General features: G+C 67.6%; 25 protein-coding genes, 1 pseudogene and 1 riboswitch. Of the genes and pseudogenes, 11 read left to right on the top strand and 15 right to left on the bottom strand.

The genetic code is table 11. The features are described 5' to 3' along the window. Position 1 precedes the first annotated feature (1 nt). The gene (locus ACSFA2_RS10655) at positions 2-2161 is read right to left on the bottom strand and encodes a TonB-dependent receptor (protein WP_435455296.1); all 2160 of its coding nucleotides are present in this window, start codon (positions 2159-2161) and stop codon (positions 2-4) included. A 125-nt stretch (positions 2162-2286) separates the two neighbouring features. Then, positions 2287-2541, bottom strand: a riboswitch (cobalamin riboswitch). A gap of 134 nt (positions 2542-2675) precedes the next feature. Then, positions 2676-3182, bottom strand: coding sequence for a hypothetical protein (locus ACSFA2_RS10650; protein ID WP_435455295.1), 507 nt, complete (start codon positions 3180-3182; stop codon positions 2676-2678). A gap of 124 nt (positions 3183-3306) precedes the next feature. Here ACSFA2_RS10650 and ACSFA2_RS10645 point away from each other — a divergent pair, with 124 nt between their 5' ends. Further along, complete coding sequence (locus tag ACSFA2_RS10645; RefSeq protein WP_435455507.1) at positions 3307-4002, top strand: heavy metal response regulator transcription factor; 696 nt, start codon at positions 3307-3309, stop codon at positions 4000-4002. After that, the gene (locus tag ACSFA2_RS10640; protein WP_435455294.1) at positions 3999-5405 is read left to right on the top strand and encodes a heavy metal sensor histidine kinase; all 1407 of its coding nucleotides are present in this window, start codon (positions 3999-4001) and stop codon (positions 5403-5405) included. Before ACSFA2_RS10645 ends, ACSFA2_RS10640 begins: the two co-directional genes overlap by 4 nt. Before the next feature lie 32 nt (positions 5406-5437). Here ACSFA2_RS10640 and ACSFA2_RS10635 read toward each other — a convergent pair whose 3' ends face one another. Both ACSFA2_RS10635 and ACSFA2_RS10630 read right to left on the bottom strand, forming a co-directional pair. Continuing rightward, positions 5438-5833 carry a tautomerase family protein gene (locus ACSFA2_RS10635; protein ID WP_435455293.1) on the bottom strand — a complete coding sequence of 132 codons (396 nt, stop codon included), beginning with the start codon at positions 5831-5833 and terminating at the stop codon, positions 5438-5440. 312 nt (positions 5834-6145) lie between these two features. Further along, a complete protein-coding gene (locus ACSFA2_RS10630) occupies positions 6146-6751 on the bottom strand; it encodes a class I SAM-dependent methyltransferase (RefSeq protein ID WP_435455292.1) in 606 nt (201 codons plus the stop codon). A gap of 53 nt (positions 6752-6804) precedes the next feature. Here ACSFA2_RS10630 and ACSFA2_RS10625 point away from each other — a divergent pair, with 53 nt between their 5' ends. From ACSFA2_RS10625 to ACSFA2_RS10615, 3 genes are all read left to right on the top strand, one after another. Further along, positions 6805-7164, top strand: a complete 360-nt coding sequence (locus ACSFA2_RS10625; protein WP_435455291.1) for a DUF2946 family protein — start codon at positions 6805-6807, stop codon at positions 7162-7164. A 136-nt stretch (positions 7165-7300) separates the two neighbouring features. Further along, positions 7301-9520: a TonB-dependent receptor gene (locus ACSFA2_RS10620; protein ID WP_435455290.1), complete on the top strand. Its 2220-nt coding sequence runs from the start codon at positions 7301-7303 to the stop codon at positions 9518-9520. A gap of 12 nt (positions 9521-9532) precedes the next feature. Continuing rightward, on the top strand, positions 9533-11233 hold the full coding sequence (locus ACSFA2_RS10615; protein WP_435455289.1) for a PepSY domain-containing protein: 1701 nt from the start codon (positions 9533-9535) through the stop codon (positions 11231-11233). On the opposite strand, the gene ssb is transcribed toward ACSFA2_RS10615, so the two are convergent. Then, a complete protein-coding gene (gene ssb, locus ACSFA2_RS10610) occupies positions 11122-11658 on the bottom strand; it encodes a single-stranded DNA-binding protein (RefSeq protein WP_435455288.1) in 537 nt (178 codons plus the stop codon). The genes ACSFA2_RS10615 and ssb overlap by 112 nt on opposite strands. A 112-nt stretch (positions 11659-11770) precedes the next feature. Here ssb and ACSFA2_RS10605 point away from each other — a divergent pair. Both ACSFA2_RS10605 and ACSFA2_RS10600 read left to right on the top strand, forming a co-directional pair. Then, positions 11771-13099 (top strand): annotated as a pseudogene (locus ACSFA2_RS10605) (chloride channel protein). Between the two features lie 154 nt (positions 13100-13253). Beyond that, positions 13254-13928, top strand: a complete 675-nt coding sequence (locus ACSFA2_RS10600) for a GntR family transcriptional regulator (protein ID WP_435455287.1) — start codon at positions 13254-13256, stop codon at positions 13926-13928. Between the two features lie 15 nt (positions 13929-13943). Here ACSFA2_RS10600 and ACSFA2_RS10595 read toward each other — a convergent pair whose 3' ends face one another. Genes ACSFA2_RS10595 through ACSFA2_RS10570 form a run of 6 tightly spaced genes read right to left on the bottom strand, consistent with a single transcriptional unit; the run spans position 13944 to position 17339 of the window. Continuing rightward, positions 13944-14864: an ornithine cyclodeaminase family protein gene (locus ACSFA2_RS10595; protein WP_435455286.1), complete on the bottom strand. Its 921-nt coding sequence runs from the start codon at positions 14862-14864 to the stop codon at positions 13944-13946. Between the two features lie 19 nt (positions 14865-14883). Further along, positions 14884-15633 (bottom strand): sulfite exporter TauE/SafE family protein, encoded by a 750-nt coding sequence (locus ACSFA2_RS10590; protein ID WP_435455285.1) that lies wholly within the window; start codon positions 15631-15633, stop codon positions 14884-14886. After that, positions 15630-15929, bottom strand: a complete 300-nt coding sequence (locus ACSFA2_RS10585) for a 2Fe-2S iron-sulfur cluster-binding protein (protein WP_435455506.1) — start codon at positions 15927-15929, stop codon at positions 15630-15632. Before ACSFA2_RS10585 ends, ACSFA2_RS10590 begins: the two co-directional genes overlap by 4 nt. A gap of 32 nt (positions 15930-15961) precedes the next feature. Further along, entirely contained in the window at positions 15962-16255 is a 294-nt protein-coding gene (locus ACSFA2_RS10580; protein WP_435455284.1) for a ferredoxin, read from the bottom strand. 16 nt (positions 16256-16271) lie between these two features. After that, positions 16272-16577 (bottom strand): 2Fe-2S iron-sulfur cluster-binding protein, encoded by a 306-nt coding sequence (locus ACSFA2_RS10575; RefSeq protein ID WP_435455283.1) that lies wholly within the window; start codon positions 16575-16577, stop codon positions 16272-16274. A gap of 30 nt (positions 16578-16607) precedes the next feature. Then, entirely contained in the window at positions 16608-17339 is a 732-nt protein-coding gene (locus ACSFA2_RS10570) for an iron-containing redox enzyme family protein (RefSeq protein WP_435455282.1), read from the bottom strand. A gap of 200 nt (positions 17340-17539) precedes the next feature. On the opposite strand from ACSFA2_RS10570, the gene ACSFA2_RS10565 reads away from it, so the two are divergent. From ACSFA2_RS10565 to ACSFA2_RS10550, 4 genes are read left to right on the top strand one after another with little or no spacing between them, the layout of a single operon-like run. Further along, positions 17540-19000 carry an aldehyde dehydrogenase family protein gene (locus ACSFA2_RS10565; RefSeq protein ID WP_435455281.1) on the top strand — a complete coding sequence of 487 codons (1461 nt, stop codon included), beginning with the start codon at positions 17540-17542 and terminating at the stop codon, positions 18998-19000. A gap of 30 nt (positions 19001-19030) precedes the next feature. Beyond that, entirely contained in the window at positions 19031-19510 is a 480-nt protein-coding gene (locus ACSFA2_RS10560) for a GlcG/HbpS family heme-binding protein (protein ID WP_435455280.1), read from the top strand. Positions 19511-19543: 33 nt separating this feature from the next. Beyond that, on the top strand, positions 19544-20551 hold the full coding sequence (locus ACSFA2_RS10555; RefSeq protein WP_435455279.1) for a 2Fe-2S iron-sulfur cluster-binding protein: 1008 nt from the start codon (positions 19544-19546) through the stop codon (positions 20549-20551). A 21-nt stretch (positions 20552-20572) separates the two neighbouring features. Further along, on the top strand, positions 20573-21352 hold the full coding sequence (locus ACSFA2_RS10550; protein ID WP_435455278.1) for an SDR family oxidoreductase: 780 nt from the start codon (positions 20573-20575) through the stop codon (positions 21350-21352). Between the two features lie 17 nt (positions 21353-21369). Here ACSFA2_RS10550 and ACSFA2_RS10545 read toward each other — a convergent pair whose 3' ends face one another. From ACSFA2_RS10545 to ACSFA2_RS10530, 4 genes are read right to left on the bottom strand one after another with little or no spacing between them, the layout of a single operon-like run. Then, positions 21370-22062: a cysteine hydrolase family protein gene (locus ACSFA2_RS10545; RefSeq protein WP_435455277.1), complete on the bottom strand. Its 693-nt coding sequence runs from the start codon at positions 22060-22062 to the stop codon at positions 21370-21372. Between the two features lie 23 nt (positions 22063-22085). Then, positions 22086-22913, bottom strand: coding sequence for an ABC transporter permease (locus ACSFA2_RS10540; protein WP_435455276.1), 828 nt, complete (start codon positions 22911-22913; stop codon positions 22086-22088). A 48-nt stretch (positions 22914-22961) separates the two neighbouring features. Then, positions 22962-23768: an ABC transporter ATP-binding protein gene (locus tag ACSFA2_RS10535; RefSeq protein WP_435455275.1), complete on the bottom strand. Its 807-nt coding sequence runs from the start codon at positions 23766-23768 to the stop codon at positions 22962-22964. Then, positions 23768-24799, bottom strand: a complete 1032-nt coding sequence (locus ACSFA2_RS10530) for an ABC transporter substrate-binding protein (RefSeq protein WP_435455274.1) — start codon at positions 24797-24799, stop codon at positions 23768-23770. Before ACSFA2_RS10530 ends, ACSFA2_RS10535 begins: the two co-directional genes overlap by 1 nt. Between the last annotated feature and the right edge of the window lie 23 nt (positions 24800-24822).

Below are 24822 nucleotides of genomic sequence, written 5' to 3'. Positions count from 1 at the left end.
GTCAGAACGTGACCTGCATGCCGACCTGCAACTCGCGGCCAGGCATGGAGGTGCCGCATCCGCCGTTCTGGAAGCGCGCATCAGCGATGCACGGCTTCTGGTCGAGCGCGATGAAGATCGGGCTGCGGTTGAGGTTGAAGAGGTTGTTGATGCCCGCGAACACCTTCACGTTGGGTGCGATGCGCCAGTCGCCGCGCAGGTTCCAGGTGGTGAAGGCGCCCTTGCGGTGGATGAAGGTGCTGCGTGGTTCGCCCTGCGGAATGCGCAGTATTTCTTCGGTGTCGTACCACATCGGTCCGCGCAGCAGGGCACCGACCTGCAGGCTCCAGTCGTTCGCCAGCTTGCCGGTGCCGCGGCCGTAGCGCAGGCCCACCGAGGCTTCGTACTTGTACATGCGCTGCACGCGGTCGGTGTCGAGCGCGGTCGCGCCCTTGTCGCGCATGGTGAAGTTGTAGTAGCCGTTGCCGTAGGCGTGCAGGTTGTAGACCCCAGTGCCGAAGTCGAGCGCCTTGGCCAGGTCCACGTCAATGGCCGCCTCGAGCCCGCGCACCAGGATGTCGGCCGCGTTGTTGGCGTAGTCCGAGGTGTTGGTCGTGGGCCCGCGCGACACGGTGATGATGCGGTCGGAGATGGTGTTCTGGAACAGCGCCATGTCCAGGGTCCACACCGGCATCCGGAGCGTGCCGCCGAACTCGATCTGCCGGTTGCTCTCGGGCTTGAGGCCCGGGTTGCCGAAAGTGCGGCCGCCGCCGACCGCGGTGAAGTCGGAGCCGAGCTCGGTCGACGTCGGCGCGCGGAAGCCGGTCGAGATGCCGGTGCGCAGGTTGAGCACGTCGAGCGCGCGCCAGGTCGCGCCGGTCGACCAGGTGGTTTCGCTGTAGTCCTGGCTGCCGCTGCGCTGCAGGGGCAGGTTGGGCGTCGGGTCGAAGCTGGTCGTGCCCCAGGTGCGGCGGGCGCCACCGCGCACCGTCAGCGTGTCGCTGAAGAACTTCTGCGCGTCCTCGAAGTACAGCGCGTTGACATGCTCGGTCTGGTTGTTGTCGTAGGGCGCGACCTGGCCGGTCGGCCCGCCGGGCAGCGCCACGCGAAAGCGCTCGGAGCGCAGGCGGCTGCGTTCCCAGTCGTAGCCCAGCAGCAGGTCGTTGCCCTCACCCACCTGGAAGCGCGGCTGCAGGCGCGTGCCGATGATGTCCAGTTGGCGGTCGTTGTGGTCGCGTGACGTCCCCGGCGTGGCCGCCGTGCCCGTGCGCACCACCGGCGACGCCCACTTGAACTCGTCCTCGTCCTTCACCGAATAGAACTGCGCCATCCAGCCCATGCGGTCGTCCCTCGTGCGGCCTTCGTACGTCACATCGAAGGACGCGTTGGTGCGGTCGTCCTGGCTGATGGTGTTGGCGCCCGACCCGCGGAAGCCCGCGTTGTAGATGCCGTCGGTGTGCAGCTTGAATTCGAGCCGGCTCAGGTCGTCGATCTGCAGGCCGACGCTGCCGGCGAAGCCGCGGCGCTCCCACGACGTGTTCTCCATCGTGCTGCCGCCCTTGCCCGAGCGGTAGTCGTCGCGCTGGCCGCCCGACACGCCGAAGTACCAGTCGATGGTGTCGTTGCCGCCACTGGTCTGCGCGTTGGCGTTGACGCCGCCCCAGGAACCGCCGGAGAGGCCGGCCTGGGTCGGCGGTGCGTTCGCGCCGCTCTTCATGATGATGTTGATCACGCCGCCCATGTTCTGGCTGCCGTAGATCACCGAGGCCGGGCCGCGCACGATCTCGATCCGCTCGACCTCGTTGGCCGACAGCTTCGAGATGTTGGCCGTTCCTGCCCGCCGGCCGTTGACCAGCACCAGCACCTGGCCCTTGTAGTCGCGGCCCTGGCCGTCGCTGGTCGCGCCGCGGATGTTGATGGAGGTCTGTGCGGCGGTCCATTCGCTGAAGAAGCCGACGGCGTTCTCGGCCAGCAGGTCGGTGACTGACCTGGCGGTCGAGCGCTCGATGGCCGCGCGGTCGATGACCTGCGTGGTGGCCGCGATGCGGCTGCGCGCTTCGGCCCGCGCGGTGGCGGTGACGAAGATCTCGGCCATCGCGTCGGCCTCTTGCGCCATGCCGTCGCCGGCAGCCAGCGACAACAAGGCCAGGAGGCCCAGGCGGGCGGGAACGGGGGACAACATGCGCATGCGTGCTCCAAAGCGTCCCGCGACCCCGCGGGACCCATTGCAATTCACCACGGGCGCACGCCGCAGGCCGGCACGGTGCATGTGCACCGACCGGCCCGGAACGACGCACGCCCGCAGCGTCCGAAGCGGTTGCAAAGGCCGGTATCCGGGCTCGCGGAGCGTCTGCGTGCGTGAATGCACCCAGACAGGACTCCTCGCCTTCCCACGTCGCGAAACGCAGTGGCTGGCCTGCCGAAGCAGCCCGTGAGGAGGTCCCAATCCGCTGACCGTTGCGGGGGCAGCGCAGGCCTGGCGCGTGTTGCGACGCGCGTCACCTGCTTCCCGTTTAACCCCGACGCATCCAGCGTTCGGGGCACCTTCGAACCGTGGGCGAGCCGGCCTGCCGCCGACTCGAACCCGCGCGGATTATAGGAACGCGGCCTGCGGCGGGGGACGGCGGGCGTTGCGCCAGCCAGTTCGGTTCAGCGCCAACCGGGACGCACGCGCAGACATGCGCCGGATCGATGCTTCAGCGCTGCGTCGCACCGGGTCGCCCGCGTCGATACAGGGTCCTCGCTTGCCATGCAGAGCCCACGACGAACACGACCAGCCATGTGAGCAACGCCCCTTTCACCAGCGGCGAATCCGGGCCGCTGGCCAGTGGCCGGGACGGTGGCAGACGGCTCAGCGTCTCGTTGATACCGGGCACGAGCAACAGGAAGAAGCTGAAGGACCAACCCAGCGTCGCGAGGTAGGTGCGGGCTCTGCCGAGAAATTGCAGTTTCGGCACCGACCATGCGCCGGCCATGGCCAGCAGCGCCAGGATGCCCAGCGCATGCCCTGCATTGAACCTGCCGGTGCTCGACAGACCGAACGCCGTCAGCACCGACAGCACCATGCCGATCCCGTAGACGCGACCGGAACGGGTGCCCGGCTCGATGGCGCCGAAACGGGCCAGGCTGTAGAGACCTGCGCCGAGCGGCAGGAGACTGATCGCCGTATGGGCGATACCGAGGGAGGAAAGCGGGTGAGGCATAGGAAGCGATATCTCATCGTGGGGATGGCGAGACTGTAGGAATTCCGGCAGCGACCGGGGGTGACAGGTGAATGACAAAACCGTCATCCGGCCAGTACGTTTCCGGGGTGGAGAATCCATCGGCATGAAGATCCTGATCATCGAGGACGACCCCAGGACAGGCGACTACCTGAAGAAGGGCCTGCGCGAAAGCGGCTACACCGTCGACCTGTCGCGCACGGGCACCGACGGCCTGGAGATGGCGTTGACCCACGTCTACGACCTGGTCGTTCTCGACGTCAACCTGCCCGGCATCGACGGCTGGAAGATCATGTCGGCGCTGCGTGAGAAAGACGATCTGCGCGTGCTGTTTCTGACCGCGCGCGACCAGTTGAGCGACCGCATCCGTGGGCTCGAACTCGGCGCGGACGATTACCTCGTCAAGCCGTTCTCCTTCACCGAGCTGGTGCTGCGGATCCGCACCCTGCTGCGCCGCGGGCCCGTGCGCGAAGCCGATGCCTACGAGATCGGCGACCTCAAGCTCGATGTACTCAGACGCAAGGTCACACGCCAGGGCGAGGAGATCTCGCTGACGAACAAGGAGTTCCTGCTGCTGCACCTGCTGATCAAGCGGCAGGGCGAGGCGTTGTCGCGCACCTTGATCGCCTCGGAGGTCTGGAACATGAATTTCGACAGCGATACCAATGTCGTCGACGTCGCCGTCAAGCGTCTGCGCGCCAAGGTGGATCGCCCGTTCGCGACGCCTTTGATTCACACCGTGCGCAACGTCGGCTACGCCTTCGGAGACCCGCCGGGCGACATGGTCGGGAGCGATCATTGACCGCGGCGTGGCGCCCGCGTTCGCTCGCGGTCCGCGTGACCTTGCTGTGCGGGCTGATCGCCGTGGCGATCACCGGCATGCTGGGGGCCAACTACTTCTTCGCCGTACGCACCGCCGTCCTGACCCATGCCGACGAGCAGCTGATCGCACGCACCGAGCACTTTCGACGCCTGGTCGGCGATGCCCGCACGGCCAGCGAACTGCGCGACCAGTCCCTGCTGCTCGTGGCCATTCTCGGCAATGCAGGCGACGTCCTCGTCGTCCGTCACCCGGGCGAGGCGCTGCCTTGGGTGGACGTCAATCCCGAGCGTCTGCCGCTTCCAGGCTGTGCGCCGCCGGTCGCCTTCGATCGGCCGATCGGTCGGCAGGATGTGTGCGATGCCCGAATGCCCAGCCTGCCGCGCGGACGCTGGATCACCGCCTTGGCACGATCCGGGCACGACGGCGCCATGGTCGAGATCACGACGGGCCATCCACTGGCCAGCGAGGCGCAGATGATCGGTCGCGCCCGCAATCAGGTGCTGTTCAGCACCGTCCTTGCCGTGCTGGCCTCCTTGCTGCTGGTCTATCTGGTGCTGCGCCGGGGCTTGCGATCGCTGCATCGGGTGGCCGCGCAAGCCTCCTTGATCGCACCGGTCAACCTGGCGATTCGGCTGCCGGAGCACGACGCGCCGCTCGAGCTGCAGCAGATGGTGGCGGCCTTCAACGCCATGCTCGATCGCATCACCGTCGGCTACGATCGACTCTCGCAGTCCTCGGCGGACCTCGCGCACGAAATCCGCACGCCGGTGGGCGCCTTGATCGGACAGACGCAGGTCGCTCTCAGCCGCACGCGCAGTGCCGACGACTACCAACAGGTGCTCGAATCGAATCTGCAGGAGTTGAACCGGCTCAGCCTGACCGTCGACACCATCCTGTTCCTGGCCCAGGCCGACCACGCCACACTCCAGATCGAGCGCGAGACGCTGGAGATGGACGACGAGTTGCGGCGGATCGCCGAATACTTCGAAGGCCCTGCGGACGAGGCGGGCCTGCGGTTCGACGTGCAGGCCAGCGGGACGGCGTGGGTCAATGCCCCGCTGTGTCGACGTGCCCTCCACAACCTCGTGGCCAATGCGGTTCGCTACAGCACGCCAGGCACCGTCGTGCGCTTGAGCGGCTATCACGGCGACGGGTTCTCGACCATGGCGGTCGAGAATGAAGGCATGCCCATTCCGCCCGCGCAGATGGAGCGGCTGTTCGACCGCTTCTACCGTGCCGATGCGGTGCACGCCCGCCCTGCCGAATCGAGCGGCCTGGGGTTGGCGATCGTGAAGGCCATCATGGACTTGCACGGGGGCGAAGTCACGGCATCGAGTTCCGCGACGGGCGCCATCCGGTTCGAGCTACGTTTTCATCATTGAGACGAAGAACGACCGAGGGGCCTGGTCCCGCTTCAGCCCTCGTCCGGCGTCCAATCGGGGCTGTAGCCGCCCAGTGCCGGGTGGTACATCTCATCGCCGTCGTGTTGGGTGAACTCCACGTTGAGACGGTCCTCGCGCAGCCCCAGTATCTCGACACAGTGCGCGCACAGGGCCTGTGCCACTGCCATGCGGAGCTCGGCAGAGCGGCCCTTGCGGATGTCCAGCATCATCACCGAGACCGCCGTTGGCGCTTCGCCTTCTGCCGTAATGCGCCAGAGGCCCCCGTCGCCCAACTCGCGCACGGCCACACTGATTCGTCGGATGTCGACAGACATCATCCGTGCGTACGTCTCGCTCATCGACGCTGCAAGCCGGCGCTTGTCTGCAGCAGGATAGTGTCCGTTCAAGTCGAGCTGAAGGTATGGCATCGAAACCCTTCCGAGATGGGGCGTGCATCGCATCGCAAAAAGCGCGTTGCGCCTGCTACCGCTTTTCTTTCACGAAGCCGGCCGCATTCTCATCGGCACCCGGGGTTCCTTCGTCGGAGTGCGGGTTGGCCTGACCCGCATCGGTGGGAAATTCTGGCTCGACCGGCAGCTGCGCCGGGTCGTCTTCATGGGGAACTTTGGAATTTGGCATAGGGATCCTTTCGGACACCTTAGCGCGTCCTCAAGCGAAGGCGTGTAGGCGTGTCGGCTACGCACGAAACTAAAAAGGTCCGGCGGCAGTCCGCAGCCAACTCACTCCCCCGTGCCTTCCAACGCGAAGAGCGGCACATCCGCTCGCCGGCTGAGCCACATGCCGCCGCCCAAGGCCTGGAACTTTCTCGACAAGCCGCGCCGATACAGATCGGCGCGGTGGCGAAACAGGAGCGGGTCGGTCAGGTCCTCGTCGACGATGTCGTTCTCGTAGTCCTCGAGCGTCACCGCTTCGAGATAGAGCGCGCCGCGGCTCAGCATTCCGAGGTTGCGCAGGGCCTGCTTCAGGTCGACGGGATTCAGGTAGGCCAGCACGCCCTGACAGATGACGAAGTCGAAGGGTTCCGGGGCACGGTAGTCCACCACCGAGCCGCGCTCCCAGCCGTAGCGACCGCACAGGTACTCGCTGACCTCGACGCCGTGATAGCTCGCCTGCGGGAAGTGCCGGGCGACGATGTCGCGCCAGAGGCCCACGCCACAGCCGACGTCGAGCACGCGCCGGACAGGAACACGCAGGTACTTCAGGTAGGCGCTCACGAAGGCACCGAGCCGCTCGACGTGCTGCGGGTCGGCCACCTTTGTCTTCTTGTCGAAGTAGTAGCGCGCGTAGTACGCCTCGTCAAAGGTGGCAGCGTCGACAGATTCCATGGGTGGATCCTACTTGGACGCGCCGCCGCGCGTCGCATCGCATAATCGCCGCCATGCCCACCCTTCGACGCCTCGCCATCCTGCACCGCTGCGTGCTGGCATGGTTTCTGTTGTCGATCGGGGTCGCGGTGGCGGGCCCGATGGTGAACCCGCAGGCGATGGAGCTGGTGTGCTCGGCCGTCGGTACCGTCAAGCTGGTCATCCAGACCGACGACGGTGCGCAGGAAGTGTCGAGCCTCGGCATGCACTGCCCGCTGTGCCTGGCCACCGGGGCACCGCCGCCTCCGGCCGTGCCGCTCACGGTCGCCACGCCCGAACCCCTGGGTCGGGCCCTGCAGTCCATACCGGCGGCGCGCCTCGCGGCCGCCACCGCCGCACCCCTGCCCGCGCGCGGGCCACCACAGCTCACCTGACGATCGATTTTTCGTAGCGTGCGGCGTCCGTCATCGAGGGGCGCCGTGCGTCGTATCGATGGGACGTGACGGCATCCAGCGCCGTCGTCCCGAGGCACGCGCCTTTGGCGCAGATGCTTTCCTTCGTGAGTTCTTCATGTTTTCTTTCCTGCTTTTGCGATCAGGCGCACGCCATGCGCTGCACGTTTCCGTTTCGTTCCGTCGCGCCCTGCCACGCACAGCGCTGGCCTCGGCTTCGCTCCTGGCCACGGTCTCCGTGTGGGCAGAGGCGCCGACGGCGTCCTTGCCGCAGGTCGACGTGACCGACAGCGCGGCGGCTTCCAACGGCCGGTTGAACCTCGACACGCCCACCGAAACCGGCAGCCGCCTCGGCCTGACGGTGCGCGAGACGCCGGCATCGGTCACGGTCGTGAACCGCGCGACCATCGACGCGCGCGGTGCGCAGGACACGCAGGAGATCCTGCGCGCCGTGCCTGGCATCACTGCGCACAACGCACCCGGCGCCATCGGCGTGAACTACCGGGGCTTCGGCAGCGGCTCGCTCAGCCAGATGTTCAACGGCATCAATGTCCAGTACTCGATCGCGGCACGCCCGGTGGACAGCTGGATCTACGACCGGGTCGAAGTCATCGGCGGCCCGTCGAGCTTCCTGTTCGGCGCAGGTGCGGTCGGCGGATCGATCAACTACATCAGCAAGCTCGCCGAGCGCCACGACTTCTCCGAAGTGCAGGTGCGCGCCGGCACGCAGGGCCTCAAGGAAGGCTCATTCGGCCTGAACCGCCGCATCGCCGGTGACGGCGGGGCCGGGAGCCATTACCTGCGGCTCGACGTGAACCATCGCGACGCCGACAGCCGGACCGACGGCACCGGCACCCGGTCGACGCAGCTGGCCACCTCGCTCCTGTCGGACTTGGGCGGCGGCTTCACCCACACGCTGGCCTACGAGTATCAGAAGGAGCAGGTCGACCGGCCCTACTGGGGCACACCGGTGCTCAACCCCGCCAGCGGGACGCTGCGGGTCGACACCGGCATCCGCTTCAAGAACTACAACAGCGCCGACGGCATCTATGCGCAGGAGGTGCAGTGGCTGCGCTCCATCGCGGAACTGCGCCTCGGCGATGCGCTCCAGGTCAAGAACACCTTCTATGCCTACGACGCGCTACGCGACTACCGCAACGTGGAGACGTACCGTTACAACGCCACGAACACCGCCGTGATCCGTTCCGGGGCGCTGCTGCAGCGCCACGACCAGCGCGTGGTCGGCGACCGCATCGAGGGGCTCTACAAGGGCCAGCTCGGCGGGCGCCGGAGCGATTGGTCCTTCGGGCTGGATGTGAGCGAGAACAAGCAGACGCGCTTTCCGAACAGCCTGTCGGCCACCGTCAGCACGGTGAACCCCTACGACTTCACGACCGAGAATTTCTTCCAGGTACCGGGCATGCGGCCGGGCTTCAACCCGGACCGGGACAACAAGGTGACGACCGCTGCGCTCTTTCTGGAGAACCGCACCGCGCTCGTTCCCGCGCTGAACCTCGTCACCGCGCTGCGCCACGAGCGCATCGACCTCGACCTGACCAACCGGCGCGCCGTCACGGCCGCCGCACCAGCCAGCTACGGCCGCCGCTACGACCCGACCACCGGCCGCATCGGCCTGGTGTGGGATGTGGCGCCCGGTGCGAACCTGTACGCGCAATACGCGACGGCCGCCGATCCGCCGTCGGGCGTCCTGTCGACGGCCTCGTTCGCCGACGTGATGAACAACAGCGACCTGACGACAGGCCGCCAGTTCGAGATCGGCTCCAAGCTCGACTTCTGGCAGGGCAAGGGCACAGCGACCATCGCCGCCTACGACATCACGCGCAAGAACATCTCGACGCAGGACCCGAACAACAGCGCCCTCACGGTGCTGGTGGGCGAACAGTCCGCGCGCGGCGTCGAACTGGCGGTCGGCCTGCAGCCCACGGCGCAATGGGCGCTGCAGGGCAACGTCACCTACGTCGATGCGCAGTACGAGAAGTACCGCCAGGGCGGCGTGTCGCTGGCCGGCAAGACGCCGACCAACACGCCCTCGACGGTGGCGAACCTGTGGGTGTCCTACGCCTTCACGCCGGCGGTGCAGGCGAGCGTCGGCCTGCGCCATGTCGGCAAGGTGTATGCCGACGCGGCCAACACCATGCACTGGCCGGCCTACACGCTGCTGGACCTGGGCGTGAGCTGGAAGGTGAACAAGTCGGTCACGCTGATCGGCCGCGTGCGCAACGCGACCGACACGCTCTACGCCGCCAGCATCAGCAGCACCTCGGCCTACCTCGGCGCGCCGCGCACCGCGGACATCACGCTGCGCGCCGCGTTCTAGGAGCGATCGACCATGCTGCACGCCAAGCGCTGGCTGTTCCTGATCCACCGCTGGCTGGGCATCGTCGTGTGCGCCTTCTTCGCGATGTGGTTCGTCTCGGGCGTGGTGATGATGTACGTGGGCTACCCCAAGCTCACCGCCGACGAGCGGTTGCAGCATCTGCCGCCGCTCGACGCGACGGCCGCGATGCTCGGCCCGCGGCAGGCACTCGACGTTGCGGGCATCGCAGGGCCGTTGCAGTCGCTGCGCCTCGCGGTGGCCAGCGGCGGTCGCGCGGTGTACCTCGCCGTGCCCGAGCAGGCCTCAACGCCGGGCCGCCGCCGGCCGGCACCGGGACGCGGCACAGTGGTCGTCGACGCCCGCGATGGTGCGGTGCTGCGGCAGGTCGACGAGGCGATGGCTCTGGCCAGCGCACGCGCCTTTGCAGGAGCGGGACCGGCACTGCACTACGACGGCCCCATCGACGAGGACGCGTTCACCCACTCGCGCGGCCTGGATGCGCATCGGCCGCTGCACCGCGTGCAGGTCGACGACGAGGCAGTGACCTTGCTGTACGTCTCGGGCACGACCGGCGAGGTGGTGCGCGATGCGCCGCGCGCCGAACGGTTGTGGAACTATGCAGGCGCCTGGATCCACTGGCTGTATCCGTTCCGCGGCAACGTGTTCAACGCGTACTGGACGGACATCGTCAACGGGCTGTCGATCGTCGGCATCGCCGTCACGCTGACCGGCACCGTCGTCGGGATCATGCGCTGGCGCTTCATGGGCCGCTACAAGAGCGGCTCTCGCTCACCCTACCGGGGCTTCATGATGCGCTGGCATCACATCACCGGCCTGTTGTTCGCGCTCGTCACGCTCACGTGGATCTTCAGCGGACTCATGTCGATGAACCCATGGCGCCTCTTCGACAGCGGCGCGCCGGCGCTGCGCGTCGCGGGCATGAACGGCGGCCCGCTGGTCATCGACGTGACGGATGCCGCGCCACAAACGCTGCTGGCATCGACCGCGCGCGAGGTACGAGAGCTGCGATGGGAAAAGGTCGATGGCCGAACGCTGGTGCGCGCCAGTGGTGCGGCCGGCGCGCCCGTGCTGCTCGCCGCAACTGGATCAGGGCCGGCATCGGTCGACGAGAAGTCGCTGGCGTTCGCCGTGGCCCGACTGCTGCCCACGCCGGTCGATCGCATCGAGGTGCTCAAGGCCTACGATCTCTACTACTACCAGCGCGAAGCCCACACCATGACCGGAGGCGGCGACAAGCCGCTGCCCGTCTGGCGCGTGGTGTTCGCCGATGGCCACGGCACCTGGGTGCATGTCGACCCCCGTACCGGCGAAGTCCTCGGCCGGACCGACAGCGGTCGCCGCGCCAGCCGATGGCTCTTCGCGATGCTGCACAGCTGGGACTGGCTGCCGCTGCTCGGGCGGCGACCACTCTGGGACATCCTGATGGTGGCGCTGAGCCTGGGTGGGGCCGCGCTCAGCCTGACGGGCGTGGTCATCGGCTGGCGACGCCTCGGGCGCAACGCCCCTGGCGAGATCCTCGGCGTCGTGCATCGTTGGACCCCGCGCCCGCCATTCACGGAGGCCAGCGGTTCAGGTCCAGCTCAGAACGGAATGTCGTCGTCCATGTCGTCGAAGCCGGACGACGACTTGGCCGGTGCCGGGGCCGGACGTGCAGCCGGTGCGCGCGGCGCCGCGGCCGGGGGGCGCGAGTAACCGCCGCCGCCGCCACCGCCACCGCCACCGCCACCGCCTTGCGAGTAGCCGCCGTCGTCGTCACCGCCGCCCGACGGGCCGCCCATGCCCTGGCGGCTGCCCAGCATCTGCATCTGGTCGACGCGGATGTCGGTGGCGTACTTCTCGACGCCGTCCTTGTCCTGGTACTTGCGGGTGCGGATCTGGCCTTCGACGTAGATCTGCGAGCCCTTGCGCAGGTACTGCGCGGCGATCTCGGCCAGGCGGCCGTTGAACACGAGGCGGTGCCACTCGGTCGCCTCCTTCATCTCGCCGCTCGCCTTGTCCTTCCACTTGTCGGTGGTGGCCAGCGTCACGTTGCAGACCTGGTCGCCGCTCGGGAAGGTTCTGGTTTCCGGATCGCGGCCGAGATTGCCGACGAGGATGACTTTGTTGACCGATGCCATGTGCACTGCCCCTGATGAATGGATGGAAGGGAAGGAAAAAGAGAACCGGTGATTATCCACGCCGCGACCCGATCGGGGCCGCAGGCTCCGCGGAAGGTTCAGAATCGATGCGGTGAATCACGAACCCGACTTCTTCCAGAACCTGCGCGCCGAACTCTCCAGCTTCGCCTGTGGGTCGACCGAGCCATCGTTCTGGACTACGCGGTGGCGGCCGGGCTGTTCGTGGTCGGCTTCACGATGGCGAGCGAGTGGGCGTTCGCGCGCTTCCAGTCGCTGCACGGCAGCCATCCGTGGGCCGTACTGATTTGGACGCCGGCGCTCACGGCCGCCATCGTCTGGGCCACGCGCCGGTGGTTCCCCGGTACCGCGAGCTCGGGCATTCCGCAGATCATGGTGGCGCTCCACCCCGACCTGCCGCCCGAGCAGCGCGGCCTCTTCGCCTCGCTGCGCCTGACCGTCGCCAAGATCGACCTGGGCGCGGCCGGCTTCCTGGCCGGCCTGTCGATCGGCCGCGAAGGCCCTTCGGTGCAGGTGGCCGCAGGCGTGATGCAGCACGCCAAGCGCTGGCTGTCGCCGCACAGTACCATCGACACGCGCTCGCTGCTGGTGGCTGGCGGCGCGGCCGGCATCGCGGCCGGCATCGCGGCCGGCATCGCGGCCGGCTCGAGGCGCGCGCCAGCGGCGTGATCATCACCGGCATCGTGCTCGCGGGCCTGGTGGCCGTCTCGGTCTTCGGCAACCTGAGCTACTTCGGCGTGATCCGCGTGCCGCCGGTCGCTGTAACCTGCTCGGCCCCGGCCTGGGGGTGGCGCTCGCCAGCGGCGTGGCGGGCGGGCTCTTCGCCCGCCTGATGATCGCGTCGCTCACGGGCGCGCCGCAAGGCCTCAACCACTGGCGCGCGCGCTGGCCGGTGCGCTTTGCGGCAGTCGGCGGGCTGGTCATCGCCGTGATCGGCCTCGTCACCGGCGGCGTGACCTTCGGCGCCGGCTCCGAAGCGGTCAAGCAGATGCTGGCCGGCCACGACGAGCTGACGCCGCTCTACACGCTGCTCAAGTTCATCGCCACCTGGCTCTCGGCCTGGGTCGGCGTGCCGGGCGGCATCTTCGCGCCGTCGCTGTCGATCGGCGCGGGCATCGGCGACGGCATCGCGCAGCTGGCGGGCGCCGACCTCGGCCCGGCGCTGATCGCCATGGGCATGGCCGGCTTCCTGGCCGCGGTGACGCAGGCGCCGCTCACCGCCTTCATCATCGTCATGGAAATGGTCGACGGCCATTCGATGGTGCTCAGCCTGATGGCCAGCGCCATGCTGGCGAGCCTGGTGTCGCGCATGATCGGCCGGCCGCTGTACGAGGCGCTGACCGAACACATGGTGGGCGCGGCCACCGCCGGACGGTCGACCGAGGCGAAAGCCGTTCCGGAAGGCCTCTCGCGCACGGACTGAATCGTGTGGGCGCATCGTCCGGCGAACAGTGCGGGCACAATGGACGCCTGTTCCCTGCGCGGCGAATGAACACAGGCCACACGGAGCGGCCCGGCGCCGCGCAATGGACTTCCACCAGCCGGCCCACACCGGGTTCCGGCGACGCATGATGGCTATGGATTCGACGACTGATAGCAAACTGGGAGAGCGCCACGCGCCACTCACCACGCTGGTCCTGACCGCCCTGCGCGAGCGCATCCTGAGCGGGGCGCTGGCGCCGGGCGAGCGGTTGGTCGAAGGGCGGCTCTCCGAGGAGCTGGGTGTCTCGCGCATGCCGGTGCGCGAGGCGCTGCGCGCGCTGGCCGCAGAAGGCATCGTGGCCATCGAGCCGCGGCGCGGCGCCACGGTCACCACCTTCACGCAGGCGCAGATCAAGGAGATGGTCGAGGTGCGCGCGACGCTCGAGGCGCTCAACGCCAGGCTGGCGGCACGGCGTCACGACCCTGCGCAGATCACCAAGCTCGAGCGCATCCTGGCCGAAGGCTCGCAGCTCACCAGCGACGACGACCTGACGCGGATCTCGGCGCTCAATCTGAGTTTCCACGAGGCGTTGGGCAACGTGGCCGCCAACTCGGTGCTGCAGGAAATCATGCGTTCGCTGCGCGAGCGCACCGCCCTCTTCTTCACGGTGAACAACCGGGAACGCATGCGGCAGAACTGGGAAGAGCATGCCGCCATCCTGCGCGCGGTGGTGGCGGGCGATGCCGAGCTCGCCGCCTTGCTGGCGGCGCGCCATGTCTACAGCGCCGCCGAGCTGCCGCCGTCGATTCAGCCGCAGACGCCCGCTTGAGCGCAGCGGCGGCGCTCAGCCGCCACGCTCGTCGAGCCGACGCCAGGCCAGGCCGGCCAAGGCGACGTCCTCGAGGCCCACGCCCACCGATTTGTAGAGCGTGATCTCCTCTCGGGTACGGCGGCCCGGCACACGTCCGGCCACGAGTGCCGCCAGTTCGACGATCTTTTCGGGCGGCAGCACACCTTCACCCGCCTGCACCAATTCACCGGCTTCACGCAGCGACTGCGTGCGCCATTCCACAGCCACCAGCGAAGCCCGTGCAAGGGCGACGTCGTCCAGTTCGCGCGTGTGCGGCAGGCTGGAGCCGATGGCGGCGACGAAGACGCCCGCCGGCAGACGTTCGCCGGCGAACAGTGGCGTGACGGCACGCGAGGCCGTGACCACGATGTCGGCCCCGTCCAGCGCTTCGTCGACGCCGCACAGCCGCACCGGAACGCCGCATTGCGCCGACAGGCGAGCGGCCAGATCGGGCGCCGGGTTCGGTGTGCAGACGCGGATGTCCTCCAGTGCGAAGGCCGCCGCCATCTGGATGGCATGCGCCTGCCCCTGCGCGCCCGCCCCGAACAGCGCCAGGTGGCGCGCATCGCCACGCGCGAGGTGGCGCGCGGCGAGCACCGAGCACGCGGCGGTCCGAAGCCGCGTGATGGCGCCGGCGTCGAAAGAGGCCAGCGGGCGGCCATCCTCGGTGGAGAACAGCAGGATGACGAAGGAGAACTGGCCCTTGATCGTGGTGTAGACCTTGGCGCCCGCCACGCCCTGGCCCGGGATCACGGCGCCCAGCGTCGACAGCTTGACGCCGCCCGCCTCGGTGCGGATGCGCTCCTGCATGGCGGCAGCACCTTCGTCGAAGCGCACGAACGCATCACGCAGGACCTCTTGCGCATCGGCCGGGGTGACGAGCGCATTGACCATCGCGTCGGAAATGTGTTGCAAGAAACGCTCCTTGGGAGAATCAGGCGCCGAAGGCTTCGCGCAGCAGCAACGCGGTGGCCCCGAAGGCCGACAGGCCCAGCAGGACGCCACGCACGGCACGGCGCGAGACGCGGCGGTTGAGCGGGCCCGACAGGGCGAACCCGGCCACCATGAGGGGCAGCAACCAGGCACTGAGCCACAGTTCATGGCGCCCGAAGCGCCCCACGCTCGCCAGCATCACGAGCGAGAAGGCGGCGCCGACGAAGAACACGCAACCGAGCGTGGCACGCAGCCGGGGCGGCGGCAGGTACTGCATGACCAGCGCGAAGGGCGGCGCACCGGCGGACGTGATGGTGCCCATCAGCCCGGACGCGATGCCGGCGCCGACCATGTTGCCGCGCGACGCCTCGATGCGGCGCCCGCTCAGGCTCAGCACCACACCGGCGAGGATCAAAACCGCGAACAGCACCGTCAGCAGCTCGCCCGGCAGCAGCAGCAGGCACACCGCAGCGCCGAGCGTGCCGACCACGCGGCCGATCAGCGCGACGCCGGCGGCGCCCCAGTCGATCTGGTCGAATTCACGCAGTGCCGACATCAGCGCCAGGGGTCCGCCGAGCGCAAGAAGCGGGCCGGGCGCGAGCTCGGGATAGAAGAGTGCCGCGATGGGCGCGGAGAACATCGCGAAGCCGACGCCGCCGATCCCCTGAAGACAGGCACCGACCAGCACCATCGCAGCCATGCCGGCGTAGTGGCCGAGGCTCATGCCGTCCGGCAGCAGCGCGGCGATCATTTCTTGGCGTCGCGCGGTTGCCAGGACACGGCGATATCGCCGTTGACGAAGGTCTGGCAGGCCATGCGGTAGCCCTGCGCCATCTCGGCCTTGTTGAGGTGCTTCTTCTCCTTGGGCTTGATGGCATCGGTGTGCTCGATGCCCGTTTCGACGAGGCACTTGCAGGTGCCGCACAGGCCGCCGCCGCACTTGAAGGGGATGCCGCCCTGCTCGCGCAGCGAGATGCGCAGCAGGTTGCCGCCTGCGGCCGCGGACACGACCTTCGCGTCGTTGCTCAGAAAGGTGATCCGGATCATGGAGGCGGGTGCCCCGGGCGTCGCAGCGGTGTTCATGTGCGCACCAGCGTCACGTCGGCATCGCCCTCGCGCACGAGCTGCCGCAACGCATCGCGTGCAAGCGACACGGTGTCGAACTTCTCGAGGAACTTGGAGGGCACGTGGTTCACGACCTCGGGCGGCGTCTCGTCGATCACCGTCACCTTGCACGCGGCCTGAAGCTCGGCGATCACGAAGCGCGCCTTGCAGCGACCGAAGAAGAGGTAGTCGAAGGATTCGACGGGACGCAGGCCGTCGACGGGTTCTGTGCGGAACTGCCCGGGCTTGCTGGTCAATATCACGTACATGGGAAGGCGTTCGATCTCAGGTGGTCGCGGCATCGTCCTGGGCCAGCTCGATGTCCTGCTGAACCCAGAGTTGGCAGGCCAGCCGGTAGCCGGCGGCGAGCCGCTCGCCCAACTGCTTCTTTTCCTTCCAGTTGGGTGGCGGCAGGTGCTCCATGCCCGCGATCACGCGGCAGGCGCACTTGGAGCACTTGCCCATGCCGCACTCGTAGCGCAGGTGCGGATAGGGGAACTGCTTGATGCCCGCGCGCACCACGAGGTTCGTGTTGTCCTTGACCTCGTCACGGTAGACCTGGCCGCCTTTGTGGAAGGTGATGATCGGCATGCGGGCTCGACGGCGTGGCGGGACGGGGGCTCAGGCGGCCTGGAGCACCGGCTGCGCGGCTTCCTCGGCCATCACGTAGTCGTGATAAAGCGCGGTGGTGTAGAGCAGCCGCATCTGGGCGCCGATTTCGCAGATCTTCAGGCAGCGTTGTTGCAGTTCCACCGTGTTGGCGTGCTCCAGCACGATCTGGTAGCCGCGCTCGCCGTGGATCTCGTCCGAAACGATGTGCAGATCGAAGAACTCGACCTCCTCGTCGCTGAAGCCGTACTTCTCGCGCAGCGTGGGCGTCTGCTTGCGGTAGATGGACGGCACCTGCGATTCCAGGCCGACCACCAGACCGGCCACGGCGACCACCGGGTCTTCGCGCATGGCCACGGCATAGCACCAGCTTTGCAGCCCACGGGTGGTGGGCGACATGTTGTCGGGATCGACCACGCGCTCGCGGGTGGTGCCGCAGGCTTCGGCGAAACGGATCAACAGGTCGGTGTGGCGATCGCCGCCGATTTCCTCTTCATACATGTTAGCCAGCAGGAAGTCCTTGGCTTCGGTCATGTGGTCGGGCGTGCGGGCGTACAGATAGCCCAGGTAGTCGGCGAAGGGGCCGACATAGTGGTAATGGTTCTCGGCCCAGCGGGCCAGATGGGCGCGGCTCAGCGTGCCGCCGGCCCAGGCCAGGCTGAAGGGGGACTTGTTGGCGCTCTTGCCCTTGATGGCGTTTTCAAGGGCAGTGCGGAATTCATCGCGGTTCATGAGGACGGACATGGCGGAGGCTCCAGGAATGGCGGGCGTTGGCGGACGAAAGCAGCAAGAGCCAATAGCTCTTCGGTATACTGTATACCAACAATCAAGTCAGCACAACCATCGTTTGATGACACTTCCAAACAAACGCCCTCTTCAAGCGTTGGTTGAAAATATTATTGGTATACAGTATTCTTAAATTTGCCTCATCATAAGCCGACGCCATGACCCTCGCTCCCATCCCTCTTTTCCAGAATCACATCGATGGCGCCTGGGTGTCCAGCGCGACCGGCCGGACCTTCGACAGCATGAACCCGGCCGACGCCCGCGAGGTGGTCGGCCGCTTCCAGTCCTCGTCTGCCGAGGACGCCGGGGCGGCCGTCGCCGCCGCGCAAGCGGCATTCGACGGCTGGAAGAAAATGCCGATCTCCAAGCGGGCCGCGATGCTCAACGCCGCGGCGCTGTACCTGGAGACGCATGCGGCGAAATTCGCGGAAGAGCTCACGCGCGAAGAGGGCAAGCCGCTCGCGCTGGCCAAGGACGAGTTCCTGCGCTCGGCCCAGACGATCCGCTTCTATGCGGTGGAGGGCCAATCCTTCTCGGGCGAGACCTTCCCGCAGGACGATCCGGACATGGTGGTCTACAGCCAGCGCGAGCCGCTGGGCGTGGTCACCGTCATCAGCCCCTGGAATTTCCCGGTGTCGATCCCGGCGCGCAAGATCGCGCCCGCATTGATCACCGGCAACACGGTGGTCTTCAAGCCGTCGTCCGATGCACCGCTCTCGGGCCTGCGTCTGGCCGAAGCCTTCGTCCAGGCGGGCCTGCCCAAGGGCGTGCTGAACTTCATCACCGGCCGTGCGTCGGAAGTCGGCCCCGTGATCACCGAATCGCCGGCGGTGCGCGCCATCTCCTTCACCGGCTCGACCGCCGCCGGCGAACAGATCCATCGCGCCGCGGCCATGACCACGCGCACGCAGATGGAGCTGGGAGGCAAGAACCCGCTGATCGTCATGGACGACGCCGACCTCGACAAGGCCGTCGACCTCGCCATCAAGGGCGGCCTCTCGCTCAGCGGCCAGGCGTGCACCGGCACCAGTCGTGTGCTGGTGATGAAGCGCGTGAAGGCCGCTTTCACCGACAAATTGTTGACGAGGGTGCGCGCGCTCAAGATCGGCAGCGGCATGACGCCCGGCATGGACCTGGGCCCGCTCGCGACGAAGAAGCAGCTGGAGACGGTGCTGCGCTATATCGCCATCGGCCGATCCGAAGCCACGCTGCTGTGCGGCGGCGAGCCACTCACCGGCGGCGACTTCGCCCACGGCTTCTATGTCACGCCGGCCATCTTCACCGACGTGACGCAGCAGATGCGCATCGCGCGCGAGGAGATCTTCGGCCCGGTCATCGCCCTCATCGAGGTCGACGGCTACGACGATGCGATCGCCAAGGCCAACGACACCGAATACGGCCTGTCCGCCGCCATCGCGACCACCAGCCCGGTGGTCGCGCACCGCTTCGCGCACGACATCCAGTCGGGCACGGTGAAGATCAACCGAACCACCACCGGCAACCTGATCAATGCGCCCTTCGGCGGCCTGAAGCGCTCGAGCACCTCGACCTTCCGCGAATCGGGCCGCACCGGCCTGGAGTTCTATACGCAGATCAAGACCGTCTACCGCGGCTGCTGATCCCCCGACCCTCCTCCTGCAAAGACCCGCATGAAAACCGCACTCAAGCTCGAACTCGAAGAAGCCCGACTGATGATCGACGCCGCCATCCGCAAGGCGAAGGAGATCGGCGTGCTCGAAACCATCTGCATCGCCGACGACGGCGGCTTCCCGATCGCCATGGACCGGATGAACGGCGCACGCATCACCGGCCCGCAGATCGGGTGGAACAAGGCCTTCACTGCCGCGGGCCACAAGCGCTCGACCCACCTGTTCACCACGCCGCCCAACGGCCCAGCCCTGCCGGGCAACGAGGCCTTCGGCATCCAGCTGAGCTTCGAGGGGCGCTTCGCCGCCTTTGTGGGCGGGTTCCCGATCGTGGTGGATGGCGAGGTCATCGGCGGCGTGGGCCTGTCCGGCGGCAACGGCGAGCAGGACACCGCGTGCGGGCTGGCCGCGCTGCAGGCGCTGCACGAACGGCTTCAGGGCCAGGGCCACACGGTGATGGTCCAGGCCGACATCAAGAAATAAGGCGCACACGCCCCGACGACGAAGGACCGCCCCATGGCCTATCGCATCCGGCTGCTGGAGACGGCAGCGACCTTCGATGCCGAGCCCGGCGAAACAGTGCTGGACGCCGCACTTCGCCAGGACCGGCGCCTGCCCCACGAATGCCGCTTCGGCGGCTGCGGCACCTGCCGCATCCAGCTGGTCGCGGGCTCGGTGACGTACGACGAGTTCCCGCCCGGTCTCACGCCCGAAGAGGCCGCCGAGGGCTACGCGCTGGCCTGTCAGGCGCGGCCGGCGAGCGACCTGGTGATCAGCGCCGCGCGGCGCCTGCCGCCGTGCTCCGACCCGGCGCGCCACATGGCGACGGTGAAGGCCGTGCGCCCGCTCGGCCACGACGTGCTGCACTTGGCCCTGGAACTCCCGGCCGAGGCGGAGTTGCTCTATCGGGCCGGCCAGTACATCAACATCCTGCTGCCCGACGGCCAGCACCGCAGCTTCTCGATGGCCTCGCGGCCCCACCCGCAGACGCTCGACTTCCACATCCGCCGCATTCCCGAAGGCCGCTTCACCAGTGGCCATGTGGCGCGACTTCAGCCCGGCGACCCGTTGCCGGTGGAGCTGCCCCACGGCACCTTCTGCTACCACGCGGAGGACTACCGGCCGTTGATCATGGTCGCGACCGGCACCGGCCTGGCGCCGATCAAGAGCATCCTCGAATCGTTGATGGATGACGACGATTGCCCGCCGGTGAGTCTCTACTGGGGCATGCGCACCGAGGCCGACCTGTACCTGCACGACGAGATCGTGTCGTGGGTCGATCGCCTGTGCGACTTCCGCTACGTCCCGGTGCTTTCGCGCGCCGGCGCCGACTGGGAAGGACGGCGCGGCCACGTGCAGGACGCGGTGCTGGGGGATCTGGACGATCTGTCGGAGCACGCCATCTACCTCTGCGGTTCGCCGGCGATGATCGGCGATGCGAAGCGGGCCTTCCTGGCCCACGGCGCGAGCATCGACCACCTGTACAGCGACAGCTTCACCTTCCAATCCCCGCTCGCGGCCTGACGGGCCGCAAGGACACGATCCATGGACCTCGGCATCGCACAGCGCACGGCACTGGTTTTCGGCGGCAGCCGCGGCATGGGGCGCGCCTGCGCACGGCAGCTCGCCCTCGAAGGCGTGCGGGTGACCATCGCCGCACGCACCGAAGCCACGCTGCGCCAGACCGCCGCCGACCTGTCGGCCGAAACCGGCACACCGGTGGCCTTCGCCGTCGCGGACATCACGACCGCGGCAGGGCGCGACGCAGCGCTGGCCGCCTGCGCTGCGCCGGACATCCTGGTCAACAACGCCGACGGCAGGCCACCGGGCGACTTCCGCGACTGGTCGACGGACGATTGGCACTCGGCTCTCGACGCGATGATGCTGGGGCCCATCGAGATGATCCGCCGCACCGTCGACCCGATGATCGAACGCGGCTTCGGCCGCATCGTCAACATCGTCTCGCGCAGCGTGAAGACACCGCAGGCCGAACTGGGGCTGTCGAACGGCGCGCGCTCCGGGCTTGTCGGCTTCGTCGCCGGCCTGGCGCGCCAGACGGTGCGGCACAACGTGACGATCAACAATCTCCTGCCGGGCGTGTTCGCGACCGATGCGCAACGCCACCACATCGAAGCTCTGGTGAAGACCGAAGGCAAGACCTTCGAGCAGCTGTGGGAGGAGCGCGGCCGCAACAACCCGGCCGGCCGCTTTGGCCGTGCCGAGGAAGTCGGCGCGTTGTGCGCCTATGTCTGCTCGGTGCATGCCGGCTACATCACCGGACAGAGCCTGCTGATCGACGGCGGCGCGTACCCAGGCACTTTCTAGCGGGGCCGCCGGCCTGCTCAGGCCAGGGCGGTCGCCTGCTCCAGCTTCTCCAGCCGGCTCGCGACCTCGTCCACGCTGAGCACGTCACCGAAGAAGAGCATCCAGTTGTGCAGCGACTGCACATGCTCTTCGGTCGTCACGGCCGAGAGCGCGTCCTCGACCATCACGGTGGCGTAGTTCATCATCATCGCGTCGCGGGCGGTCGACTCGCAGCACACGTTGGTCACGGTGCCCCCGATCAACACCGTCTCGATGCCGCGCGCCTTCAGCACGTCGTCGAGCGTCGACGAGCCCGGCACCAGGGCGCTGTAGCAGCGCTTGATCACACGCGGGTCCTCGGGCTGCGGGTCGAGCCCGGGCGCGATCTCGAAGCCCGGATGCGTGCGGCCGAGTTCGAGCAACCGGCGCGCGCTGCGCTCGGGCGTCAGCATGAAGGCGTGGTGGTGCGACCAGAAGCGGTCGGCGCCATCGGCACAGGTCTGTACCCAGATGACCGTGCCGCCCGCCTCGCGCAGGGCGCCGGCCAACTGGTTGACCTTGTCGAAGGTGGCACGCGCCGGCGCGCACTCGCCCATGAAGCCCGGCTGCGTGTAGTAGTTCTGGAGGTCGACCACCACGAAAGCCGTTCGACGGGCATCGAAGCGCGGATACGGGTGCAGGCTTCCCTGCCGCGCCATCACGCGGTCGACGATCCATGCGGGAAATTCCATGTGTTCTTTCGTTCGAGGACAGATCAGCCGTAGCGGCGCGACAGGGCGTGCTCGACGCGGGCGATGACCAGGTACATCAGTGCCGACATCAGCGCCAGCACGACGATCGCGGTCATCACGATGTTGAGCTTGAAGACCTGGCTGCCGTTGACGATGAGGAAGCCCAGGCCCTCGCTGGCGGACTGGAACTCGCCCACGATCACGCCGACGAGCGACAGGCCGATGTTCATCTTCAGTGCCGCGATCAACGTGGGCACGCTGCCGGGCAGCACCACCATGCGCAGCACCTGCGCACGGCTCGCGCCGAGCGTGGTCGCCAGCTTGATCTTGTTGGGGTCGGCCGACTGGAAGCCTTCGTACGCCACCATGATGGTCACGAAGATCGCGATGGCCACGGCCATGCCGTACACCGAGTACTCGGAACCTAGCCAGATATAGAAGATCGGCACGAAGGCGATCTTGGGCATGGCGTTCGCGACCACGAGGAAGGGGTCGAGCACCTTGTTGGCGAAGCGCGACCACCACAACCCGGCCGCGATGGCGATGCCGAACACCATGCTGAGGACGAAGCCGACCAGGGTCGCCTTGAAGGTTGCCCAGGTGTGCGTCAGCAGGTTGCCGTGCAGCAGCAGGTCGACGAAGGTCGGCCACAGCGCGCTCGGGTAGCTGGTGAGCATCGGGTTGACCATCTTGGTCTTGGCGAGAATTTCCCAGAGGCCGAAGAAGGCGACCAGCAGCAGCAGCCGGCACGCGAGCACCAGCGTTTTTTCGCGGCGCTGGCGCGCAAGCCATGTCTCATAGGCGGAACTCGGCGCCTTGGCCGGCGCAGCGGCCGATGCCGAAGCGGCCACGTGTGGAATTGTCAGGGTGGGGGGCATGTTCATCTTTGCGCTTCCGTATCAGCCTTCGACGTGGACATCGAGTTCGTCCCAGAGCGTGCTGAAGTAGGTGTTGAATTCGGGAAGAGCCCGTGCTTCGAAGGGCGTGGGCCGCTTGCCATGGCTCGGGAACTGCATGAGGTGCTCCGACTTGATGCGCCCCGGGCGGCGCGACAGCACCACCACGCGGTCGGTCATGGCGATCGCCTCGCCGATGTCGTGCGTCACCAGCACCACCGACTTGCCTTCGCTGCGCAGCACCTCGACCACCTCGTCGGCGATCGCCAGGCGCGTCTGCGAGTCGAGCGCGGAGAAGGGTTCGTCGAGCAGCACCACATCGGGGTTGGTCACCAGCGTGCGCGCCAGGGCCACGCGCTGGCGCATGCCGCCGGACAGCTGGCGCGGGTAGTGGTGCAGGAAATCGCCCATGCCGCACTTGTGCAGCAGGTGAATGGCGCGTTCGCGCGCCTCGCGCATGTTGCGCTTCTGGATCTGCGCGCCGAGCAGTGCGTTGTCGAGGATGCTGCGCCATTCGTACAGATAGTCCTGCTGCAGCATGTAGCCGATGCTGGGCGATGGCCCCGTCACCGGCCTGCCGTCGACCGCCACGCTGCCGCTCGACGGATCGAGGATGCCCGCGATGATCGACAACAGCGTGCTCTTGCCGCAGCCCGACTGGCCGATGATGCTGACGAACTCGCCCGGCGCCACGGCCAGCGAGATGTCGTCGAGCGCCTGCGTCTCGCCCTGCAGCGTGAAGTAGCGCAGCGACACGTTGCGCACGTCGATGCGCGGGCGCCCTGGCGCTGGAATGCCTGCCGCCGCCATCACTTGGCCTTGGTGGCGAAGTCGGTCACCACGATCTGCTCGTACTTCACGCGCTTGGCGCTCTCGAGCACACCGCTGGCCGTGAGCATGTCCTGCAGCTGCTCGACGGCGGCCTTTTCCACCAGCGGCGAGGTCTTCCACAGCTTGTAGCCACGGTAGCGGTCGATGGCCTTCACCAGCTCGGGCTGCGACATGCCTGGGAAGTACTCCGCGACCTGCCGGGCCAGGTCGGCCGCCGGCGCGGACTGCACGTACTTCTGTGCGCGCGCCACCGCATTCGTCCAGGCCTGCAGCACCTCGGGGCTCTTTTGCATGAAGGTGTCGGTGGTGGTGAACACCGTGTAGTCGACGGGGCCGACCTCGCTGCCGATCGACGCCATCACATAGCCGTTGCCGTCTTTCTCCAGGTTGCCGGCCTCCGGCTCGAGGAAGATGGCGTAGTCGTTCTGGCCGGCCATCCAGGCACCGGTGCGCGCAGCCGGGCCGATGTTATTGACCAGCTTCAAGTCCTTCTTCGGGTCCAGGCCGTGCTTGCGCAAGGCGGTCTCGAGAAAGACGTCCGGGTTGGAGCCCGGGCGAAAGGCCATGACCGACTTGCCCTTGAGCTGGTTCCAGTCGAACGGGCCGGTGACCGGCTTGCGTGCCATCAGCAGGAAGCCGTCGGTGGCGGTCAGTCCGGCGAAGATCTTCGGTTTGGTGGGGGATTCGCTGTTGGCCACATAGATGGAGGCCTCCGGCCCGATCAGCACGATGTCGGCACTGCCGGAAAGCAGCGCGGCCATGCCCTTGTCGGTGCCCTGCGATGTCTTCATGCCCACGTCCAGGCCGGCGTCCCTGAAATAGCCCTGGTTGAGGGCGACGTACATCGGCACGTACAACACCGAACGGATGACCTCCTCGTAACGCACCTTGACGAGCGGCTTGGCCGGCTGAGCCGCGGCCCCGCCCATGAAAGCGAGCAGACCTGCAGCCACCGCAAGGGTCGGCATGAGGCGGGCGAGGGCCGGCGGACGGCGCAAAAACAGGGACATGGCAATGACTCCTAGTTGAATTA

It is taken from the genome of Variovorax cryoconiti, assembly GCF_051216395.1.
Classification (GTDB): domain Bacteria; phylum Pseudomonadota; class Gammaproteobacteria; order Burkholderiales; family Burkholderiaceae_C; genus Variovorax.
This window is presented reverse-complemented; position numbering and strand designations above follow the sequence as displayed.

Excerpts from the sequence above, each read along its gene's own strand:
- ACSFA2_RS10535 (WP_435455275.1), bottom strand. The coding sequence starts at position 23,768 with ATGGCGGCGGCAGGCATTCCAGCGCCAGGGCGCCCGCGCATCGACGTG.
- ACSFA2_RS10560 (WP_435455280.1), top strand. The coding sequence starts at position 19,031 with ATGAAAACCGCACTCAAGCTCGAACTCGAAGAAGCCCGACTGATGATC.
- ACSFA2_RS10555 (WP_435455279.1), top strand. The coding sequence starts at position 19,544 with ATGGCCTATCGCATCCGGCTGCTGGAGACGGCAGCGACCTTCGATGCC.
- ACSFA2_RS10650 (WP_435455295.1), bottom strand. The coding sequence starts at position 3,182 with ATGCCTCACCCGCTTTCCTCCCTCGGTATCGCCCATACGGCGATCAGT.
- ACSFA2_RS10620 (WP_435455290.1), top strand. The coding sequence starts at position 7,301 with ATGTTTTCTTTCCTGCTTTTGCGATCAGGCGCACGCCATGCGCTGCAC.
- ACSFA2_RS10545 (WP_435455277.1), bottom strand. The coding sequence starts at position 22,062 with ATGGAATTTCCCGCATGGATCGTCGACCGCGTGATGGCGCGGCAGGGA.
- ACSFA2_RS10635 (WP_435455293.1), bottom strand. The coding sequence starts at position 5,833 with ATGCCATACCTTCAGCTCGACTTGAACGGACACTATCCTGCTGCAGAC.
- ACSFA2_RS10565 (WP_435455281.1), top strand. The coding sequence starts at position 17,540 with ATGACCCTCGCTCCCATCCCTCTTTTCCAGAATCACATCGATGGCGCC.
- ssb (WP_435455288.1), bottom strand. The coding sequence starts at position 11,658 with ATGGCATCGGTCAACAAAGTCATCCTCGTCGGCAATCTCGGCCGCGAT.
- ACSFA2_RS10550 (WP_435455278.1), top strand. The coding sequence starts at position 20,573 with ATGGACCTCGGCATCGCACAGCGCACGGCACTGGTTTTCGGCGGCAGC.
- ACSFA2_RS10570 (WP_435455282.1), bottom strand. The coding sequence starts at position 17,339 with ATGTCCGTCCTCATGAACCGCGATGAATTCCGCACTGCCCTTGAAAAC.
- ACSFA2_RS10580 (WP_435455284.1), bottom strand. The coding sequence starts at position 16,255 with ATGTACGTGATATTGACCAGCAAGCCCGGGCAGTTCCGCACAGAACCC.
- ACSFA2_RS10655 (WP_435455296.1), bottom strand. The coding sequence starts at position 2,161 with ATGTTGTCCCCCGTTCCCGCCCGCCTGGGCCTCCTGGCCTTGTTGTCG.
- ACSFA2_RS10590 (WP_435455285.1), bottom strand. The coding sequence starts at position 15,633 with ATGATCGCCGCGCTGCTGCCGGACGGCATGAGCCTCGGCCACTACGCC.
- ACSFA2_RS10625 (WP_435455291.1), top strand. The coding sequence starts at position 6,805 with ATGCCCACCCTTCGACGCCTCGCCATCCTGCACCGCTGCGTGCTGGCA.
- ACSFA2_RS10575 (WP_435455283.1), bottom strand. The coding sequence starts at position 16,577 with ATGCCGATCATCACCTTCCACAAAGGCGGCCAGGTCTACCGTGACGAG.
- ACSFA2_RS10645 (WP_435455507.1), top strand. The coding sequence starts at position 3,307 with ATGAAGATCCTGATCATCGAGGACGACCCCAGGACAGGCGACTACCTG.
- ACSFA2_RS10585 (WP_435455506.1), bottom strand. The coding sequence starts at position 15,929 with ATGATCCGGATCACCTTTCTGAGCAACGACGCGAAGGTCGTGTCCGCG.
- ACSFA2_RS10530 (WP_435455274.1), bottom strand. The coding sequence starts at position 24,799 with ATGTCCCTGTTTTTGCGCCGTCCGCCGGCCCTCGCCCGCCTCATGCCG.
- ACSFA2_RS10600 (WP_435455287.1), top strand. The coding sequence starts at position 13,254 with ATGGATTCGACGACTGATAGCAAACTGGGAGAGCGCCACGCGCCACTC.
- ACSFA2_RS10630 (WP_435455292.1), bottom strand. The coding sequence starts at position 6,751 with ATGGAATCTGTCGACGCTGCCACCTTTGACGAGGCGTACTACGCGCGC.
- ACSFA2_RS10615 (WP_435455289.1), top strand. The coding sequence starts at position 9,533 with ATGCTGCACGCCAAGCGCTGGCTGTTCCTGATCCACCGCTGGCTGGGC.